The following is a 16,766-nucleotide window of genomic DNA, read 5'->3' on the forward strand; positions in this document are numbered from 1 at the left end:
GGGCAGAGGGCGGGAACCAGCGGGCATCGGGCGGGCACCGGCGGGCATCGGGCGGGCACCCACGGGCGTCGGGCGGGCATCGGCCCGTCATCGGCGCTCCGCCGCGAGGCGCAGGAGGCGGCGGTGGGCGGCGACGCCCGCGCGGCCGGCGGCGTCGTGCGGGACCGTGCGCAGCTCGCCGCCGGCGACGACGGTGCGCCCGCCGACCAGGAGCCGGGCCAGCGGCGGCTGTGGGCCGAGGACGAGCGCGCACACCGGGTCGCCGACGGCGGCCGTGAAGGGGCCGTCGACCCGCCACAGCGCCACGTCGGCGAGCTTGCCGGGCTCCAGCGTGCCGAGGTCGGCCTGGCGGCCGAGGTTGCGCGCGCCGCCGAGCGTGGCGAGCTCCAGCGCCTGCCGGGCGGTGAGGGCGTCGGGCCCTAAGCGGGCGCGCTGGAAGAGCAGCGCCTGCCGCATCTCCCCCGCCATCGTGGTCAGCTCGGAGGAGGCGCTGCCGTCGACGCCGAGCCCGACGTTGGCGCCGCCCCGCAGCAGGTCGGCGACCCGGGCGACGCCGGCGCCGAGGCGGCCGTTGGACGAGGGGCAGTGGGCGACGCCGGTGCTGGTGGCGGCGAGCCTGCCGATGTCGCCGTCGCTGAGGTGCACCGCGTGCGCCACCCACACGTCGGGCCCGAGCCAGCCGAGCCGCTCCATGTACGCGACGGGCCGCACGCCGAACTGGGCCAGGCAGTGCTCCTCCTCGTCCAGGGTCTCGGCCAGGTGGGTGTGCAGGCGCACGCCCTTGTCCCTGGCCAGCCGGGCGGCCTCGGTCATCAGCTCGCCGCTGACGGAGAACGGCGAGCAGGGCGCCACGGCGATCCGCAGCATGGAGGAGGGCGACGGGTCGTGGTGGGCGTCGACGGCGTCGGCGGTGGCGGCGAGGATGCGGTCGATCGGCTCGACGACGTCGTCGGGCGGCAGCCCGCCCGACGAGCGGCCGCGGTCCATGGAGCCGCGCGCAGGGTGGAAGCGCAGGCCGACGTCGCGGGCGGCGGCGATCTCGGCGGCGAGCAGGTCGCCGCGGCCGTGCGGGAACAGGTAGTGGTGGTCGCTGGAGGTGGTGCAGCCGGACAGCGCCAGGTGGGCGAGCCCGGCGAGCGCGGCCCCGTGCACGACCTCGGCGTCCATGGCGGCCCACACGGGATAGAGCGCCACGAGCCAGTCGAACAGGGTGGCGTCCTGGGCGAGGCCCTGGGTGGCCCACTGGTAGAGGTGGTGGTGGGTGTTGACCAGGCCGGGCGTGGCCAGGCAGCCGGTGGCGTCGACGCGTTCGGCGTGCGGGAGGGCGGGCAGCCGGTCCATGGGGCCGAGCGCGGTGATCCGGTCGCCGTCGATCCGCAGGTAGCCGTGCGGGATCTCGGGTCCGGCGACGGGGGCGAGGTAGGCGTTCTCGATCAGCAGGGTGGTCACGCGGACGCCTTGCGCTCGGCCGCGAGCCGTACGGCGTCGAGGATCTTCTCGTAGCCGGTGCAGCGGCACAGGTTGCCGGCCAGGGCCTCGCGGATCTCGGCGTCGGAGGGCCGTTCGACGCGGGCGAGCAGGTCGTGCGCCTGGACGATCAGCCCGGGGGTGCAGAAGCCGCACTGCACGGCGCCGCACTCGACGAACGCCTCCTGGACGGGGTCGAGCCGGTCGCCGTCGGCGAGCCCTTCGACGGTGCGGACGCGGCGGCCCTCGGCCTGCCCGGCGGCGACCAGGCAGGCGCAGACGGGGACGCCGTCGAGGTAGACGGTGCAGGAGCCGCATTCGCCCTGCTCGCAGGCGTTCTTGGAGCCGGGCAGGCCCATCCGCTCGCGGAGCACGTACAGCAGGCTCTCGCCTTCCCAGACGTCCTCGACGGTTTCCTCGCGGCCGTTGACGGTGCAGGTCAGACGCATCAGGCGGCCCTCCTTCCCAGGTGGTCGCGCCACGCCCAGGCGAGCGTGCGGCGGGCCATCACGGCGACGGCATGGCGGCGGTAGGCGGCGCTGCCGCGTACGTCGTCGATCGGCGAGGCCGCGGCGGCGCACAGTTCGCCGAAGCGGTCCAGCAGCGCGGGGGCGAGCGGCGCGGCCCAGTCGAGCTCCTTGGCCAGGAACTCCTCGGCCTCCAGGGCGCGGCGCGGGGTGGGCGCGGCGGAGCCGAGCCCGGTGCCGACGCGGCGCTCGCCGGGGTGCAGCGCGATCGCGAACGAGCAGACGGCGATCACCATGGCGTTGCGGGTGCCGACCTTGGAGAAGTACTGGGGGCCGGTCGCCGGGGCCAGGTGCACGGCCCTGATCAGCTCGTCGGGGCGCAGCGCGTGGCGTTTGACGCCGGTGTAGAAGGCGTCGGCGGGGATCATGCGGACGCCGCCGTCACGCGACTCGGCCTCGACCAGCGCGCCGGCGGCCAGCAGCGGCGGGTGGCTGTCGCCGGCGGGCGAGGCGGCGCCCAGGTTGCCGCCGACGGAGCCGCGGTTGCGGATCTGCGGCGAGCCGACGGTCCGCGCCGCCTGGGCCAGCCCGGGCAGCTCGCCGCCGAGCCGGTCGATGATCACGCTGTACGGGACGGCGGCGCCGATGCGCAGGCGCCCGTCCTGGTTCGTCCACGTGGCGAGCTCGGCGACCCGGGTGAGGTCGAGCAGCGCGGCGGGCCGGCGCACGCCGAAGTTGATCTCCACCATGACGTCGGTGCCGCCCTGGATCGGCACGGCGTCCGGCAGGTCGGCCTTGGCGGCCAGCGCTTCGGCCCACGTGGTGGGGCGCAAGAAGTCCATCGGTGCTACTCCCAGGCGAATCCGGCGTCGGGGGCGTCCTCGCGCAGCACCGTGCCCTCGATCAGGCCGTAGGGTCGGTCGGCGGCGTGGAACACCTCGTTGTCGTTGCCGAGCCCGAACGGGGTCAGGTCCACGGCGACGTGGTGCTTGTTGGGCATGACGAGCCTGATCTCGCACACCTGCGGGCAGGAGGCGAGCACCCGCTCCCCCATCGCGTACAGGGTCTGCTGGAGCGAGAGGCTGTGCGTCCCGGCGAAGGCCTCCAGCAGGTGGCGGCGTACGGTCGCGTGGTCGGCGCGACCGCCGTGCTGGCGCCAGCGGGCGTCGACGGCGGTGGCCAGGACGCGGTCGGCGGCCGGGCGCAGCGTGGTGTACTCGTCGACGGCGAAGCCGCGGAACTCCGAGCCGGTCGAGTTGAGCACGACCAGGCCGCTCAGCCCCGACACCACGCTGGTGCGGCCGTCGCGGTCGTGGTGGACCAGGCAGGTGCGGCTCTCGCCGCCGGCGCGCACGAACGAGTGGTCGCCGAGCCGGTCCCAGGCGTACTCCTCGATCTCGACCCTGGCGTGGTGGATGGAGGGCCGGGCGTTCACGTAGTGGCGGGCGAGCAGCAGCGCGAAGTCCTCGATCTCGCCGACGCCGTGGCGGGCGGCGAAGGCGTAGACGGTGTTCTTCTGCGTGTCGGTCGGCAGCACGGCGGCGTTGTCGCCGGTCAGGTGGACGGCCGTCATGTCGCCGGACAGGGCGGTGCTGACGTTGAGGTCCTTGAGGTGGTGCACGCCGCCGTCCTTGGTGACGCGCACGAGCCGGGTCTCCGCCTTGCCGTACCGGTTGGGTCCCAGGACGATCGCCATCTAGCTCCCTCGGTAGGTGGAGTAGGCGTACGGGCTCAGCAGCAGCGGCACGTGGTGGTGCTCCGCGGGGTCGGTCACGGTGAAGGCGACGACGACCTCCGGGTAGAAGGGGCCGCCGGTGTCGAACACCACGCGGTTCGTGCCGTTGCGGGGCTGCCAGCCGGTGATCCGGCCGTCGGCGTCGGTGCGGCCCTCGGCGAGGGTGCGGCCGTCGTGCTCCAGCCGTACGCGCATCCCGGCGGCGGGGCGGCCGGTGACCGCGTCGAGCACGTGCGTCGAGAAGCTCATCGGCCGGCCTCCAGGAGCTTGCCGGCCCGCAGGCGGGTGATCGCGGCCAGTTCGGCGCGCACGGTCCGGCGTTCGGTCTCGTCGTCGTCGCGCAGCCGCGCGCGGAGCCTGGCCAGCATCTGGGCGCCGGTCAGGCCGGTGGCGCAGATCAGGTAGACGTGGCCGAAGCGGCGCTCGTAGGCGCGGTTGGCCTCGGCGAGGTCGGCGCGCAGGGCGTCCTCGACGCCGGACTGCTCCTGCCGCGACCAGGCGCCGCCGGTCCGCTCGCCGATCCTCGGGTGGGCGGCCAGCGCCTCCAGCACGTCGTCCCAGGCGAGCTCGCGGGCGGCCAGGGCGGCGGCGTCGGCCAGGGCGTCCGGCGACGGGTAGGGGCGGCCGGCGGCGACCCGGCCGGCGAACGCGCGGGAGGCGCAGCAGGCCAGCAGGTCGCGCTCCGCCTCCTCGGGAGGCAGGGCGTTGAAGCGGGCCAGCGCGTCGTCGGGCATGACTCGAGTACACACATGGCGGTGGTGCCCGGTCCATCCCCGGGAACTCCCAACCGGGGCGGCGGTTGGCCAAGACTTTTGTGTCATGCTCCAAGGCCGCATCCGGACGGGTCCTGGCCTGGCCATACACTGAGTGCCATCATGACCCCTACCTCTCTGATCGGCGGGCACGTCTCCGTCACGGGCGGCCTGGCCAAGGGCGGGCTCGCCTACATGGCCGACATCGGCGCCGAAATGATCCAGGTGTTCGTCACCAACCCGCGCGGGTGGGCGCTGGCCGAGGGCCGTCCCGACCAGGACGCGCTGCTGGCCGAGTCCGGCGTCGACACCTTCGTCCACGTGCCGTATCTGGCGAACTTCGGCTCACCCAGCGCGGAGACGCTGGCCAACTCGGTGGCGATCGTCCGTCACACGCTGCGCCGGGGCGTCGACATCGGCGCCAAGGGGGTCGTGGTGCACACCGGCTCGGCGGTGACGCAGCCGCGCGACGACGCGATGCGGCAGCTGCGCGAGCATCTGCTGCCGCTGCTCGACGAGATCCCCGACGGCGGTCCCGACCTGCTGCTGGAGCCGATGGCCGGGCAGGGGGCGATGCTGTGCGCGACCGTGCAGGACCTGGAGCCCTATCTGGCGGCGCTCGACTGGCATCCGCGGGCCGGGGTGTGCTTCGACACCTGTCACGCCTTCGCGGCGGGTCACGACCTGGCGGCCGAGGGCGGGGTGCGGGAGACGTTCGACCTCCTGCACAAGCTCGCGCCGGGGCGGCTGAAGCTCATCCACGCCAACGACTCCAAGGACGCGTGCGGGTCGAAGAAGGACCGCCACGAGAACATCGGGGCCGGGCTGATCGGCGCCGCGGCGTTCGGCGAGATGATGCGCCACCCGGCGGTGGCCGGGGTGCCGGTCTGCATCGAGACGCCCGGCAAGGCCGACAAGCACCGCGAGGACATCGAGACGCTCAAGCGGCTGCGTGACGGCTGACGGGGCGCGCACGGCCGCCCCCCGCTCACGCCCTTGACCCGTCGTGACAGGGGTGCCCGCCGGCACCGTCCGGCCGCCCCCGTGTGGCCGGATCGGGGCCACGGCGGGCACCCCCTCACGTGGTCGGCCGGCGGGCCCTACCCCCCGGTAAAGGGCCCGGCAGCCGCGGTGACCCAGGTGGTCACCAGGGAGTCCGGCGCATCCGCGGGGAGCCTTGCGGCTCGCCCCCGATGCTCCGGAGTGGCTTCCGATGCCGAAACACTACGGTCGCGATCTTGCCGGGGAAACCCCGTTGGCTCATAGCTCGGTAAGCGGTGCGTAGTCATCGATGTACGGAGCGTGTCTGATCGACGAGCGGTCACCCTGGTGCGACGAGCGGTCGGCCGACAGGCCCTCCGAGCTGTCACCGGATCGCCGTCACGGCCCGGCCCGACCGGTGTGACCTGGGAAATCTCCCCGGCATGACAAGGGACGCGAGCGCGGGGCAGGATGCCAGCGCGCCCGCGTTCACGCCTGCCCGCCCGCACACGCCGCGCATGGCGATCACGCCCCCCTCGCAGGGGGGCGCAGGCGGGCGGGACCGTCAGGTGACGGCGCCGCGATGCTGGCGGACGAGCTGCTCGCGTACCTGGCGGGTGTGGCGGCGGCTGACCTGGAGCGTCTCGGAGCCGACGGTGAGCATCACGCGCCCGCCCTCGAAGCGCAGCTCGCTGACGTGGCGGGCCGACACCAGCGTGCTGCGGTGCACGCGGATGAAGCCGGCCTCGGCCCAGCGGCGCTCGAGCGCCGCCAGCGACATGCGCACCAGGTAGCTGCCGTCGACCGTGTGCAGGCGCACGTAGTCGCCCTTGGCCTCGGCGAAGCGCACCGCCTGCTGCGGCACGAACCGGGTGCGCCCGCCCAGCTCGACGGGGATGACGTCGTCCTGCCCCTGCTCGGCGGGCGAGGCCGGCGCGGAGGCGACCTCCAGCCGGCGCACCGCCTCCGACAGCCGCTCGGCCCGCACCGGCTTGAGCAGGTAGTCGACGGCCTCCAGCTCGAACGCCTGGACGGCGCACTCGTCATGGGCGGTGACGAAGACGAGCTTGGGCGGGCTGGGGAACCCGCCGACCAGCCGGGCCAGGTCGAGCCCGTCGAGGCCGGGCATGCGGATGTCGAGGAACACCGCGTCGAGCCGCTCGCCGCCGCCGATCATCGCCACCATGTCCTGCAGCGCCGCGACACCGTCGCAGGCGGTGCGCACGTGCTCGATCCGGCTGTCCTGACGCAGCAGGTAGGCCAGCTCCTCCAGCGCGGGGACCTCGTCGTCAACGGCCAGAACACGTAGCATGCCCTCTAAGCTGCCGTAAGAAAGCCTTGCTCACAACCCCCTCGGCCACGTTCCGTAAAGAATCGATTACAGTTCGGGGCCGATCAGGGCGCGCCGAGTTGCGCCTTGGGCACGCGCAGCCGCACCTTCGTGCCCGTGCCGGGCGCGGTCTCGACCACGAGGCCGTAGTCGTCGCCGTAGATCTGGCGCATCCGCAGGTCGACGTTGGCCAGGCCGATCCCGGCGCCCTCGCGGCCCGGGTCGTCGTCGAGCACCTTCCTGGCCCGGTCCGGGTCCATGCCCACGCCGTCGTCCTCGACCGTGATGTGCGCCTCCGGACCCGCGTCGCGGGCCACGACGCGCACCTCGCCGGTGCCGCCGCGCCCCCGCATTCCGTGCTTGATGGCGTTCTCCACCAGCGGCTGCAGGCACAGGAACGGCACGGGGACGGGCAGCACCTCGGGCATCACCTGAAGGCTGAAGCGCAGCTTGTCGCCGAACCTGGCACGTTCCAGAAGCAGGTAGCGGTCGACGCAGGTGAGCTCGTCGGCCAGCGTGGTGAAGTCGTCGGCCCGGCGCAGCGCGTAGCGGGCGAAGTCGGCGAAGTCCAGCAGCAGCTCGCGGGCCCGCCCCGGATCGGTGCGGACGAACGACGCGATCGTGGTGAGCGCGTTGTAGACGAAGTGCGGGGAGATCTGCGCCCGCAGCGCCCGCATCTCGGCCTCCAGCGCGCGCCGCCGCGAGGAGTCGAGCTCGGCCAGCTCCAGCTGACCCGACACCCACCGGCCCACCTCGGTGACCGTGCGCACCAGGGCGGCGCTCAGCTCCTCGTCGTACGCGGCCAGCGCCCCGATGATCTTGCCGTCGGCGGTCAGCGGCACCACGACCGCCCCGTACGGCTCCCCGGGGAAGACCTGCGCGCGGCCGGCGGCCAGCGTGGTGCGCGCGTAGCTGAGCACCTCGTCGGTGCACGGGCCGTCCCAGGCGAGCGCGGCGTCGGTCGAGGTGATCGCGACGGAGTGGGTGCCGAGCAGGGCGCGCAGATGACGCACGGCCTTGCGGGCGGAGTCGCGGTGCAGCCCGGTCCGCAGCGCGGGGGCGGCCAGCGCGGCCGTGTGCAGCGTGGTGAAGGTCGCCTCGGCCCCGGAGCGGCCCTCTTCCCTGGCACGGCGTCGGGCCAGCGTGTAGCCCAGGACGAAGGCGAGGAGGGGCAGCACCACGCACGCGGTGGTCAGCATGCGCAAACCGTAACCAACATCGTCGCGCGTGGGGGCGGAAACCCTACGGCGGGCCCTCGCCGGGTTCTTCCTGGTAGGAGTAGCGCTGCTCGCGCCACGGGTCGGCGACGTTGTGGTAGCCGCGCTCCTCCCAGAAGCCGCGCCGGTCCTCCAGGAGGTATTCGACGGCGCGCACCCATTTGACGCTCTTCCACGCGTACAGGTGGGGCACGACCATGCGCACCGGGGCGCCGTGCTCGGCGGTGAGGGGGGCGTCGTCGAGGTCGGTGGCGAACAGCGTGCCGGGGGCGGTGAAGTCGGACCACCTGAGGTTGGCGCTGTAGCCGTACTCGGCCCAGATCATGACGTGGCGCACGCCGGGGTCGGGCGGCGCGGCGGCCATGAGGTCGGCCGGGGTGACCCCGCGCCAGCGCTGGCCGGGCACGGAGAACTTGGTGACGCAGTGGAAGTCGGCCACGACGTCGGTGCGCGGCAGCCGGTCGAAGTCGTCCCAGCCGAAGCGGTGCTCCTCCCCCGACGCGGTGGCGCCGGACACGCGCAGGTCCCACGTGGCGGGCTTGAACGGGGGGACCCTGCCGTAGTGGATCACGGGTAGGCCGCGGGGCACGTACTGGCCCGGTGGCAGGCGCGGCTCCTCCACGATCACTCTCCTCACGGGACTCGCGGTCCCGACCATCCTGCCACCGGCCGCGCGCCGGTTCGTCAGCGGGTCGAGTGCGCTACCATTGGCGCACTATGCGCACCGCGTTCGTGTTTTTTTATGGCGACGGACCCACAGGTCGGACCGTTCGCCACCTGACGCTGCGCTAGCAGACAGGCGAGCAGAAAGGCCCCGGGTCCACCAGGACCCGGGGCCTTTCGCGTTTTCCGGAGGAGTACAGCATGGTGATCGTGATGGGCCAGGAAGCCACCGGCGACGACGTCGCCTCGATCGTCGCCGTCGTGCGGGCGGCCGGGGTGGAGGCGTTCGTGAGCAAGGGCGTGACGCGGACGATCGTCGGCCTGGTGGGCGACGTGACGCAGCTCGACGCGGGCAGCCTGCGCGGGATGGCGGGGGTGCGCGACGTGATGCGCGTCTCGACCCCGTACAAGCTGGTGAGCAGGGAGAACCACCCCGAGCGGTCCACGGTGCGGGTGGGCGGGGTGCCGATCGGGCCGGGCACGGTGACGCTGATCGCCGGGCCGTGCGCGGTGGAGACGCCGGAGCAGACGCTGCAGGCGGCGCGGATGGCGCAGGCGGCGGGCGCGACGCTGCTGCGCGGCGGCGCGTTCAAGCCGCGCACGTCCCCGTACGCGTTCCAGGGGCTGGGTGAGAAGGGGCTGCGCATCCTGGCGGACGTGCGCGAGGAGACCGGCCTGCCGATCGTGACCGAGGTCGTCGACGCGCGCGACGTGGAGCTGGTCGCCTCCTACGCCGACATGCTGCAGGTCGGCACCCGCAACGCGCAGAACTTCGCGCTGCTGCAGGCGGTGGGCGCGGCGGGGCGGCCGGTGATGCTCAAGCGCGGCATGAACGCCACGATCGAGGAGTGGCTGATGGCGGCCGAGTACGTCGCGCAGCGCGGCAACCTGGACGTGGTGCTGTGCGAGCGGGGCATCAGGACGTTCGAGACCGCCACCCGCAACACGCTCGACGTCTCGGCGGTGCCGGTGGCGCAGCGGCTGTCGCACCTGCCGGTGATCGTGGACCCGTCGCACTCGGGCGGCCGGCGTGACCTGGTGATGCCGCTGACCAGGGCGGCCCTGGCGGTGGGCGCCGACGGCGTGATCATCGACGTGCACCCGCACCCCGAGCAGGCGCTGTGCGACGGGCCGCAGGCGCTCGTCGACGCCGACCTGGGCGAGCTGGCCCAGGTCATGCGGGACCTGCCGCCGCTGCTGGGCAAGACGGCGGCGGCCCCGGCGACGGTCTGACCCGGTTAGAGGGTGTATTCCTGGATCGAGTCGGCGAGCTGGACGGCGAGCTCCTCGGCGTCCAGCCGCTTCTCGATCTGCTTGAGGTCCTCGATCTTGGCCCGGGTCTCGGCCCGCTTGGGGGCGAGCAGGCTGCAGCAGTCCTCGTCGGGCAGCTCGGAGATCTCCAGCGTGCCGATGCGGCGGGCCTCGGCCATGATCTCGGTCTTGTCCCAGCCGACGAGCGGGCGCAGGATCGGCAGCTCGACGGCGTGGTCCTGGGCGGTGATGTTGGCCAGCGTCTGGGAGGAGACCTGGCCGAGCGCGTCGCCGGTGACGAGGGCGGCGGCGCGGATGCGGTGGGCGACCTCCTCGGCGGTCTTGAGCATGAGCCGCCGCTGGGCGATCACCGCGAGCCGGTCCTGGCCGGAGTTGCGGATCGACTGCTGGGCCTTGCCGAACGGCACCACCCACAGCCGCGACTTGCCCTGGAACCGGTCGAGCTTCCTGACCAGCGCGTAGGCCTTGTAGATCGACTCGGAGGTGGTGAACGGGATGCCGGAGAAGTGCAGGAAGTCGACGTGCAGGCCGCGCCGCATCATGCGGTAGGCGGCGACCGGCGAGTCGATGCCGCCCGACATGAGCACCAGCGCCCGGCCGCTGCTGCCGACGGGCAGGCCGCCCTGGCCGGGCAGGCCGCCGGTGAAGACGAACACCTCGTCGCGGTCGACCTCGATGAACAGGGTCAGCTCGGGGTTGCGCAGGTCGACGGGCAGGCCGTAGGCGTCGTTGATGGCGCCGCCGACGAGCCGGTCGAGCTCGTTGGAGCGCAGCGGGAAGCGCTTGTCGCGGCGGCGGGAGCGGACCGCGAAGGCGGGCTTGCGGGCGATCTCCTCGCGCTCGCCGACGAGCTCGAGACCGGCCTTGAGCACCGCGTCGGGGTCCTTGGCGACGCGCCAGGCCGGGTGGATCCACACCAGGCCGGGCACGTCGGCGACCCGCTCGGCGACGGTCATGGCCTGCTCGGCCGACGAGCCGTCGGGCAGGAAGATCGCGATGACGCCGTGGCGGCGGCGCACGTCGAGCTTGAGCCCGAGCTCCTGGAGCGCGTCGCGGATGTTGCTGATCAGGCGGCGTTCGAACAGCTCGCGGTTCTTGCCCTTGAGGACGATCTCGCCCAGCTTGAGCAGAACGCATGGCTCGCCCAGGGCGGACATCGTCATGGTGGAACCTCCGGGGAAGACAGGGAATGCGCGCTCGTACCAACGCGGCGACCCACCGAGTTTAGTCCGTGACCGGCCACCGAGGGATCCATGAGCACTTCTCACATTTCCGACTTGTCAAGTTGACAGATAGTCGAGATATCCATGCGAAAGGGACAGCGCTCCTGGCACAATCCGGAGACCCCTAATGCAAGGAATCTCACTACATGTCCGCTGTTGACCATTTCACCCACGGTCCGCTCACGCCGGTCCTCGCCTACGTGATGTCGTGCATGGGATCGATGCTCGGACTGCGGCTCACCGCCCAGGCCCACGCCTCGCGAGGTGCCTCGCGGATGCGCTGGCTGATCGGCGCGGCCATCTCCATCGGCGGCACCGGGATCTGGGTCATGCACTTCATCGCCATGATGGGCTTCGAGGTGGAGGGCACCCAGATCCGCTACGACGTGCCGCTCACCGTCGCCTCGGCCCTGGTCGCGATCATCGTCGTCGGCACCGGCCTCTTCCTCGTCTCCTACGGCGGGGGCCGCGTCCCCGCGCTGCTCGGCGGCGGCCTGCTCACCGGGCTCGGCGTGGCGAGCATGCACTACCTCGGCATGTACGCGATGAACATGTCCGCGCACGTCTCCTACGACCGCACCCTCGTGATCGCCTCGGTGATCATCGCCGTCGTCGCGGCCACGACCGCCCTGTGGTTCACGCTGCGGGTCAAGCGGACCGTCTGGATCACCGCCGCGGCGCTCGTCATGGGCCTGGCCGTGGCGGGCATGCACTACACCGGCATGTTCGCGATGATCGTCCAGCTCCACCCGCAGCCCACGGCCGTCTCCGGGGCCGACGCGCTCGACTTCCTGGTGCCGCTGATGACCGTGATCAGCCTCATCACGCTGACCATGCTGCTCATGGTCATCCTGGCGCCGTCGGAGCAGGAGCTGAACGAGGACGCCGAGCTCCTGGCCCGCCTGGAGCTGCGCCGCAAGGCCGCGCAGGAGCAGCAGCTCAGCTACCCCGCCGCCGCCCCCGGGCCGCAGCCGGTCTACCCCGCGCCGGTGCCCCACCAGCAGGCCGCGCCGCGCAGCCGCCGGAGATAGTCGCCTGTGCGGCGATGTGCCCCCACACTCCCTGCGTCGGCTTGTGGGGGCACCCTGCTGACCTCGCGCGTACGCGATGTCGGGGCCGCTGCCCGGCTCTGCGGGGAGGCGACGAGGGCGCGCCGGAGGTGGATCTCTTCGGCACGCCCCGCGGTTGAACTATGCGTAGGTACGGCTTGCGACGCGTGGTGGGCCGCCGACTCTCCGCGGCGCAAGCCGTACCCTCGAAGGGGGTTGTAGCGGTAACCCCGCTGCTCCAGAAGGTACGGCCGCCCGCTTGCAAGCCGCTTTCAATCAGCCGAAGAACACCTCCGCCTCGGCGTAGCGCGAGGCCGGGACGGTCTTCAGCTCGGCCGTGGCCTCGTCGAGCCCGACCCGGACGATGTCGGTGCCGCGCAGCGCCACCATCATGCCGAAGTCGCCCTCGTGCGCCGCGTCGATCGCCTGCAGGCCGAACCTGGTGGCCAGCACCCGGTCGTAGGCCGTCGGCGTGCCGCCGCGCTGGATGTGGCCGAGCACGGTCGTGCGGGCCTCCTTGCCGGTGCGCTTCTCGATCTCCTTGGCCAGCACCTCGCCGATGCCGCCGAGCCGGACGTGCCCGAACGCGTCGAGCTCGCCCGCCTGCAGCGCCATCTGCCCCTCGATCGGGTGGGCGCCCTCGGCGACGACGATGATCGGCGAGTAGCGGGTGCGGAAGCGGGACTCCACGTACTCGCAGACCCGGTCGATGTCGAAGGGCTTCTCCGGGATGAGGATGACGTTGGCGCCGCCCGCCATGCCGGCGTGCAGCGCTATCCAGCCGGCGTGGCGGCCCATGACCTCGCAGATCAGCGCCCGGTGGTGCGACTCGGCCGTGGTGTGCAGCCGGTCGATGGCCTCGGTGGCGATGTTGACGGCGGTGTCGAAGCCGAAGGTGTAGTCGGTGCCGGACAGGTCGTTGTCGATCGTCTTGGGCACGCCGACGACCTTGACGCCGCGGTCGTAGAGCTGCTTGGCGACGCCCAGCGTGTCCTCGCCGCCGATGGCGATCAGCGCGTCGACGCCGGTCGCGGCCAGGTTGTCCTTGATCCGGTCGACGCCGCCCTCTATCTTGATCGGGTTGGTCCGTGACGAGCCGAGGATGGTGCCACCCCTGGGCAGGATGCCCCGCACGGCCTGGATGTCGAGCGGCATCGTGTCGCCTTCGAGCGGGCCCCGCCAGCCGTCGCGGAAGCCGACGAACTCATGACCGTAGACGCCCACTCCCTTCCTGACGACAGCCCTGATCACAGCGTTGAGACCGGGGCAATCGCCACCTCCGGTGAGCACTCCGATACGCATAACGGGTTCCTCCCGACGGGGTTCACGACCAGAATCGCATTGTGCCCATACAGGCGGGCATTGGTCTAGACCAAACGCGTGTGGACCGAGTGAAAGGCGATTTCGTGAGCGTGTTGGCCATCGACGCCGGCACCACGGGCGTCACCGCTCTCGTGGTGTCCGAGGACGGCCGGGCCGAGTCCCGCGGCTACGAGGAGTTCGCCCAGCACTTCCCGGAGCCCGGCTGGGTCGAGCACAACCCAGAGGACATCTGGCAGGCCACGCTGAGCGCCTGCGCCGAGGCGCTGCGCGGGGCCGCCGCCACACCGGTGTGCGTCGGGATCACCAACCAGCGCGAGACCGCGGTGCTGTGGGACCGCGAGACGCTGGCCGCGCCGCGCCGCGCGATCGTCTGGCAGGACCGGCGCACCGCCGGGATCTGCGCCCGCCTGCGCGAGCAGGGCCACGAGCCGCGCGTCGCCGAGCTGACCGGCCTGCGCCTCGACCCCTACTTCACCGCCTCCAAGCTGGCCTGGCTGGCCGCGCACGACCCACACGCCTGGGAGGGCGTCACGTCCGGCCGGGTGGTGGCGGGCACCGTCGACTCCTACCTGATCGCCCGGCTCACGGCGGGCGCGCGCCACGTCACTGACCCGTCCAACGCCTCCCGCACGCTGCTGTACGGGCTGGAGTCGGGCGGGTGGGAGCCGGAGCTGTGCGAGCTGTTCGGCGTGCCGGAGTCCGCGCTGCCGGCGATCGTGCCCAACTTCGGCGAGCTGGGGCGCACCGAGCCGGCCGCGTTCCTCGGCCTGGACCTGCCGATCAGCGGGGTGGCCGGCGACCAGCAGGCGGCGCTGTTCGGGCAGACCTGCTACACGCCCGGCGAGGTCAAGTGCACGTACGGGACGGGCTCGTTCATCCTGTCCAACACCGGCACGGAGATCGTCAGGTCGCCGGACGGGCTGCTGACGACGGTGGCCTGGCAGGCGCCGTCGGGCGAGCGCACGTACGCGCTGGAGGGGTCGATCTTCGTGACCGGCGCGGCGGTGCAGTGGCTGCGCGACGGGCTCGGCCTGATCGGCACCGCGCCGGAGTCGGAGGCGGTGGCGCGCACGGTGCCCGACAGCGGCGGCGTGGTGTTCGTGCCCGCTCTGACGGGGCTCGGGGCGCCGTACTGGGACCCGGACGCGCGGGGGCTGATCACCGGCATCACGCGCGGCACCACGCGGGCCCACCTGGTGCGGGCGACGCTGGAGGCGATCGCGTTCGAGGTGCGCGACGTGGCGGCCGTGATGGGCGGCGACGGCATCCCGGTGCTCAAGGCCGACGGCGGGGCCAGCGCGAACGACCTGCTCATGCAGTTCCAGGCCGACCAGCTCGGCACTCCGGTGGAGCGCCCGGCGGTGCGGGAGACGACGGCCCTGGGCGCGGCGTTCCTGGCGGGGCTGGGCGCGGGGGTGTGGGGGTCGGCGGAGGAGCTGCGCGAGACGTGGCGGCTGGAGCGGCGCTTCGAGCCGGGCGCGCGCGACGACGCCGCCTACGACCGCTGGCGCGCGGCCGTGGCCCTGGCGTGTGACGACCGGCGATAGCCTGCCCCGCCCTCACCTGCCCCGGCGCGGCGCGGCGCGGCCTAGCGTGTAAATAAACTTTGACATGGTGTCCGCGGCGTTTTACCTTGACCAATGTCAGCTTTGTTTTACATAAGGAGCGGGCATGGCCTTCGAGGAAAAGCGTGCCTGGGTGATGATCGTGCTCTCCGTCGGCGCGTACGCGATCTACGTGGCGATCGTCCTGAGCCGGGCCGGCGACGGCCCGTTCGCCGACGTCCCCTACGCCGGAGCCCTGCTGTGGACCATCGGCGGCGCCGTCGTCGCCGGGATCGCTGCCAACATCGCGATGGCCGTCGCGGGCGGCAAGGGCGCCGGCCGCACCGACGAGCGCGACCGCGAGATCAACCAGGTCAGCGAGCGCATAGGGCAGTCCTTCGTCGTCATCGGCGCGCTCGCCGCACTGATCATGGCCGTCGCCGAGCTGCGCCACTTCTGGATCGCCAACGCCGTCTACCTGGCGTTCGTGCTGTCCTCGGTGCTCAGCTCGATCGCCAAGATCATGGCCTACCGCAAGGGCGGCTTCCAGACGTGGTGAAGCCGACGCAGGTCACCAACACGATCCGGGCCCTGCGGTTCGCGCACGGCGAGATGACCCAGGCCGAGCTGGCCGACCGGGTCGGCGTCACCCGCCAGACCATCATCGCGATCGAACAGGGCCGCTACTCCCCCTCCCTGGAAATGGCGTTCCGCATCGCCCGGGTGTTCCGCGTCGGGCTCGACGACGTCTTCCAGTACCCCGACACCGAAGGAGACTCCCCATGAAGGCGATCGTCCAGGACGAGTACGGCCCGCCGCGCACGCTGAGCCTCGGCGAGGTCCCGACGCCGGAGCCGGGCGCCCGCGAGGTGCTGATCCGGGTGCACGCGGCCGGCGTCGACTACGGCGTGTGGCATCTCATGACCGGGCTGCCGCTCGTCGGCCGCCTCGCCTTCGGCCTGCGGCGGCCGCGCAACCGCGTGCCGGGCATGGACGTGGCCGGCGTCGTGGAGTCCGTCGGCGCCGGCGTGAGCGGCTTACGCCCCGGCGACGAGGTGTACGGCGCGGCGACCGGCGCGTACGCGGAGTTCGCGGTCGCCCGCCCGGGCAAGCTCGCCCGCAAGCCCGCCAACCTGAGCTTCACCGAGGCGGCGGCCGTGCCCGTGTCGGGGGTGACCGCGTTACGGGCCGTCGGCCGGGTCACGGCCGGCGAGAAGGTGCTGGTCATCGGCGCCGGCGGCGGAGTGGGCAGCTTCGCGACGCAACTGGCGGTCGCCGGCGGCGCCGACGTCACCGGCGTGTGCAGCACGGCCAAGGCCGGCCTCGTCCGGTCGCTGGGCGCCGGGGCCGTCATCGACTACACCCGCGAGCCGCTCACCGGGACGTACGACCTGATCATCGACATCGCGGGCAACCGGCCGCTGCGCGAACTGCGCGGGCTGCTCGCCGAGCGGGGCCGGCTCGCCCTCGTCGGCGGCGAGGGCGGCGGCCGGTGGTTCGGCGGGCTCGGCCGGCTGCAGGCCGCCCGGCTGATCAATCCGTTCACGCGCCAGCGCCTGGACCCGCTGCTCTCGCTGACCCGCACCGCCGACCTGGACACGCTGCGGGACCTCATCGAGGCCGGGGCCGTGCGACCGGCCGTCGGGCGCACGTACGCCCTGGCCGAGGCCGCCACCGCGGTGGGCGACCTGGCCGCGGGCGACGCGCCGGGCAAGCTCGTCATCACGGTGCGCTGACCCGGGA

General features: G+C 72.8%; 18 protein-coding genes. 7 read left to right on the top strand and 11 right to left on the bottom strand.

From position 1 onward, the window contains the following. Positions 1-87: 87 nt before the first annotated feature. The 6 genes from ACWDXC_RS24190 to uraD are packed head-to-tail and all read right to left on the bottom strand — an operon-like array spanning position 88 to position 4,403. The gene (locus ACWDXC_RS24190; protein ID WP_449985560.1) at positions 88-1,449 is read right to left on the bottom strand and encodes an 8-oxoguanine deaminase; all 1,362 of its coding nucleotides are present in this window, start codon (positions 1,447-1,449) and stop codon (positions 88-90) included. Then, positions 1,446-1,916: a (2Fe-2S)-binding protein gene (locus tag ACWDXC_RS24195; RefSeq protein ID WP_219514257.1), complete on the bottom strand. Its 471-nt coding sequence runs from the start codon at positions 1,914-1,916 to the stop codon at positions 1,446-1,448. The genes ACWDXC_RS24190 and ACWDXC_RS24195 overlap by 4 nt, the downstream gene beginning before the upstream one ends. Beyond that, positions 1,916-2,776 carry an FAD binding domain-containing protein gene (locus ACWDXC_RS24200; protein WP_449985563.1) on the bottom strand — a complete coding sequence of 287 codons (861 nt, stop codon included), beginning with the start codon at positions 2,774-2,776 and terminating at the stop codon, positions 1,916-1,918. Before ACWDXC_RS24200 ends, ACWDXC_RS24195 begins: the two co-directional genes overlap by 1 nt. A 5-nt stretch (positions 2,777-2,781) precedes the next feature. Then, on the bottom strand, positions 2,782-3,630 hold the full coding sequence (gene pucL / locus ACWDXC_RS24205; RefSeq protein WP_375071755.1) for a factor-independent urate hydroxylase: 849 nt from the start codon (positions 3,628-3,630) through the stop codon (positions 2,782-2,784). Beyond that, positions 3,631-3,918 (bottom strand): hydroxyisourate hydrolase, encoded by a 288-nt coding sequence (gene uraH, locus ACWDXC_RS24210; RefSeq protein WP_449985566.1) that lies wholly within the window; start codon positions 3,916-3,918, stop codon positions 3,631-3,633. Further along, positions 3,915-4,403 carry a 2-oxo-4-hydroxy-4-carboxy-5-ureidoimidazoline decarboxylase gene (gene uraD / locus ACWDXC_RS24215; protein ID WP_219514229.1) on the bottom strand — a complete coding sequence of 163 codons (489 nt, stop codon included), beginning with the start codon at positions 4,401-4,403 and terminating at the stop codon, positions 3,915-3,917. The genes uraH and uraD overlap by 4 nt, the downstream gene beginning before the upstream one ends. A 141-nt stretch (positions 4,404-4,544) precedes the next feature. On the opposite strand from uraD, the gene ACWDXC_RS24220 reads away from it, so the two are divergent. Further along, a complete protein-coding gene (locus ACWDXC_RS24220) occupies positions 4,545-5,384 on the top strand; it encodes a deoxyribonuclease IV (protein WP_449985568.1) in 840 nt (279 codons plus the stop codon). 583 nt (positions 5,385-5,967) lie between these two features. Here ACWDXC_RS24220 and ACWDXC_RS24225 read toward each other — a convergent pair. The 3 genes from ACWDXC_RS24225 to ACWDXC_RS24235 form a co-directional block, all read right to left on the bottom strand. Further along, positions 5,968-6,714: a LytR/AlgR family response regulator transcription factor gene (locus ACWDXC_RS24225; RefSeq protein WP_449985571.1), complete on the bottom strand. Its 747-nt coding sequence runs from the start codon at positions 6,712-6,714 to the stop codon at positions 5,968-5,970. An 83-nt stretch (positions 6,715-6,797) separates the two neighbouring features. Further along, on the bottom strand, positions 6,798-7,931 hold the full coding sequence (locus tag ACWDXC_RS24230) for a histidine kinase (RefSeq protein WP_449985574.1): 1,134 nt from the start codon (positions 7,929-7,931) through the stop codon (positions 6,798-6,800). Positions 7,932-7,974: 43 nt separating this feature from the next. Continuing rightward, positions 7,975-8,571, bottom strand: a complete 597-nt coding sequence (locus ACWDXC_RS24235; RefSeq protein WP_308126112.1) for a molybdopterin-dependent oxidoreductase — start codon at positions 8,569-8,571, stop codon at positions 7,975-7,977. Positions 8,572-8,813: 242 nt separating this feature from the next. Between ACWDXC_RS24235 and aroF the strand changes: the two genes are divergently transcribed. Next, on the top strand, positions 8,814-9,845 hold the full coding sequence (aroF, locus tag ACWDXC_RS24240) for a 3-deoxy-7-phosphoheptulonate synthase (protein WP_219514213.1): 1,032 nt from the start codon (positions 8,814-8,816) through the stop codon (positions 9,843-9,845). 5 nt (positions 9,846-9,850) lie between these two features. Here the strand turns inward: aroF and thiI are convergent, their stop codons facing one another. Continuing rightward, positions 9,851-11,047, bottom strand: coding sequence for a tRNA uracil 4-sulfurtransferase ThiI (gene thiI / locus ACWDXC_RS24245; protein WP_219514211.1), 1,197 nt, complete (start codon positions 11,045-11,047; stop codon positions 9,851-9,853). 206 nt (positions 11,048-11,253) lie between these two features. On the opposite strand from thiI, the gene ACWDXC_RS24250 reads away from it, so the two are divergent. Further along, complete coding sequence (locus tag ACWDXC_RS24250) at positions 11,254-12,138, top strand: MHYT domain-containing protein (RefSeq protein WP_449985579.1); 885 nt, start codon at positions 11,254-11,256, stop codon at positions 12,136-12,138. A 294-nt stretch (positions 12,139-12,432) separates the two neighbouring features. Here the strand turns inward: ACWDXC_RS24250 and ACWDXC_RS24255 are convergent, their stop codons facing one another. Then, positions 12,433-13,458, bottom strand: coding sequence for a 6-phosphofructokinase (locus tag ACWDXC_RS24255; RefSeq protein WP_219514207.1), 1,026 nt, complete (start codon positions 13,456-13,458; stop codon positions 12,433-12,435). Between the two features lie 104 nt (positions 13,459-13,562). On the opposite strand from ACWDXC_RS24255, the gene glpK reads away from it, so the two are divergent. From glpK to ACWDXC_RS24275, 4 genes are all read left to right on the top strand, one after another. After that, complete coding sequence (gene glpK / locus ACWDXC_RS24260; protein WP_449985581.1) at positions 13,563-15,026, top strand: glycerol kinase GlpK; 1,464 nt, start codon at positions 13,563-13,565, stop codon at positions 15,024-15,026. Positions 15,027-15,150: 124 nt separating this feature from the next. Then, positions 15,151-15,582 carry a hypothetical protein gene (locus ACWDXC_RS24265; RefSeq protein WP_449985584.1) on the top strand — a complete coding sequence of 144 codons (432 nt, stop codon included), beginning with the start codon at positions 15,151-15,153 and terminating at the stop codon, positions 15,580-15,582. Then, positions 15,576-15,809: a helix-turn-helix transcriptional regulator gene (locus ACWDXC_RS24270; protein WP_449985587.1), complete on the top strand. Its 234-nt coding sequence runs from the start codon at positions 15,576-15,578 to the stop codon at positions 15,807-15,809. Before ACWDXC_RS24265 ends, ACWDXC_RS24270 begins: the two co-directional genes overlap by 7 nt. Further along, the gene (locus ACWDXC_RS24275) at positions 15,806-16,759 is read left to right on the top strand and encodes an NAD(P)-dependent alcohol dehydrogenase (protein WP_449985590.1); all 954 of its coding nucleotides are present in this window, start codon (positions 15,806-15,808) and stop codon (positions 16,757-16,759) included. Before ACWDXC_RS24270 ends, ACWDXC_RS24275 begins: the two co-directional genes overlap by 4 nt. The last annotated feature ends 7 nt before the right edge of the window (positions 16,760-16,766 follow it).

It is taken from the genome of Nonomuraea sp. NPDC003214 (genome assembly GCF_053590035.1).

Excerpts from the sequence above, each read along its gene's own strand:
- ACWDXC_RS24200 (WP_449985563.1), bottom strand. The coding sequence starts at position 2,776 with ATGGACTTCTTGCGCCCCACCACGTGGGCCGAAGCGCTGGCCGCCAAG.
- ACWDXC_RS24250 (WP_449985579.1), top strand. The coding sequence starts at position 11,254 with ATGTCCGCTGTTGACCATTTCACCCACGGTCCGCTCACGCCGGTCCTC.
- ACWDXC_RS24275 (WP_449985590.1), top strand. The coding sequence starts at position 15,806 with ATGAAGGCGATCGTCCAGGACGAGTACGGCCCGCCGCGCACGCTGAGC.
- ACWDXC_RS24265 (WP_449985584.1), top strand. The coding sequence starts at position 15,151 with ATGGCCTTCGAGGAAAAGCGTGCCTGGGTGATGATCGTGCTCTCCGTC.
- uraD (WP_219514229.1), bottom strand. The coding sequence starts at position 4,403 with ATGCCCGACGACGCGCTGGCCCGCTTCAACGCCCTGCCTCCCGAGGAG.
- ACWDXC_RS24230 (WP_449985574.1), bottom strand. The coding sequence starts at position 7,931 with ATGCTGACCACCGCGTGCGTGGTGCTGCCCCTCCTCGCCTTCGTCCTG.
- thiI (WP_219514211.1), bottom strand. The coding sequence starts at position 11,047 with ATGACGATGTCCGCCCTGGGCGAGCCATGCGTTCTGCTCAAGCTGGGC.
- ACWDXC_RS24255 (WP_219514207.1), bottom strand. The coding sequence starts at position 13,458 with ATGCGTATCGGAGTGCTCACCGGAGGTGGCGATTGCCCCGGTCTCAAC.
- pucL (WP_375071755.1), bottom strand. The coding sequence starts at position 3,630 with ATGGCGATCGTCCTGGGACCCAACCGGTACGGCAAGGCGGAGACCCGG.
- ACWDXC_RS24195 (WP_219514257.1), bottom strand. The coding sequence starts at position 1,916 with ATGCGTCTGACCTGCACCGTCAACGGCCGCGAGGAAACCGTCGAGGAC.
- ACWDXC_RS24220 (WP_449985568.1), top strand. The coding sequence starts at position 4,545 with ATGACCCCTACCTCTCTGATCGGCGGGCACGTCTCCGTCACGGGCGGC.
- uraH (WP_449985566.1), bottom strand. The coding sequence starts at position 3,918 with ATGAGCTTCTCGACGCACGTGCTCGACGCGGTCACCGGCCGCCCCGCC.
- aroF (WP_219514213.1), top strand. The coding sequence starts at position 8,814 with ATGGTGATCGTGATGGGCCAGGAAGCCACCGGCGACGACGTCGCCTCG.
- ACWDXC_RS24225 (WP_449985571.1), bottom strand. The coding sequence starts at position 6,714 with ATGCTACGTGTTCTGGCCGTTGACGACGAGGTCCCCGCGCTGGAGGAG.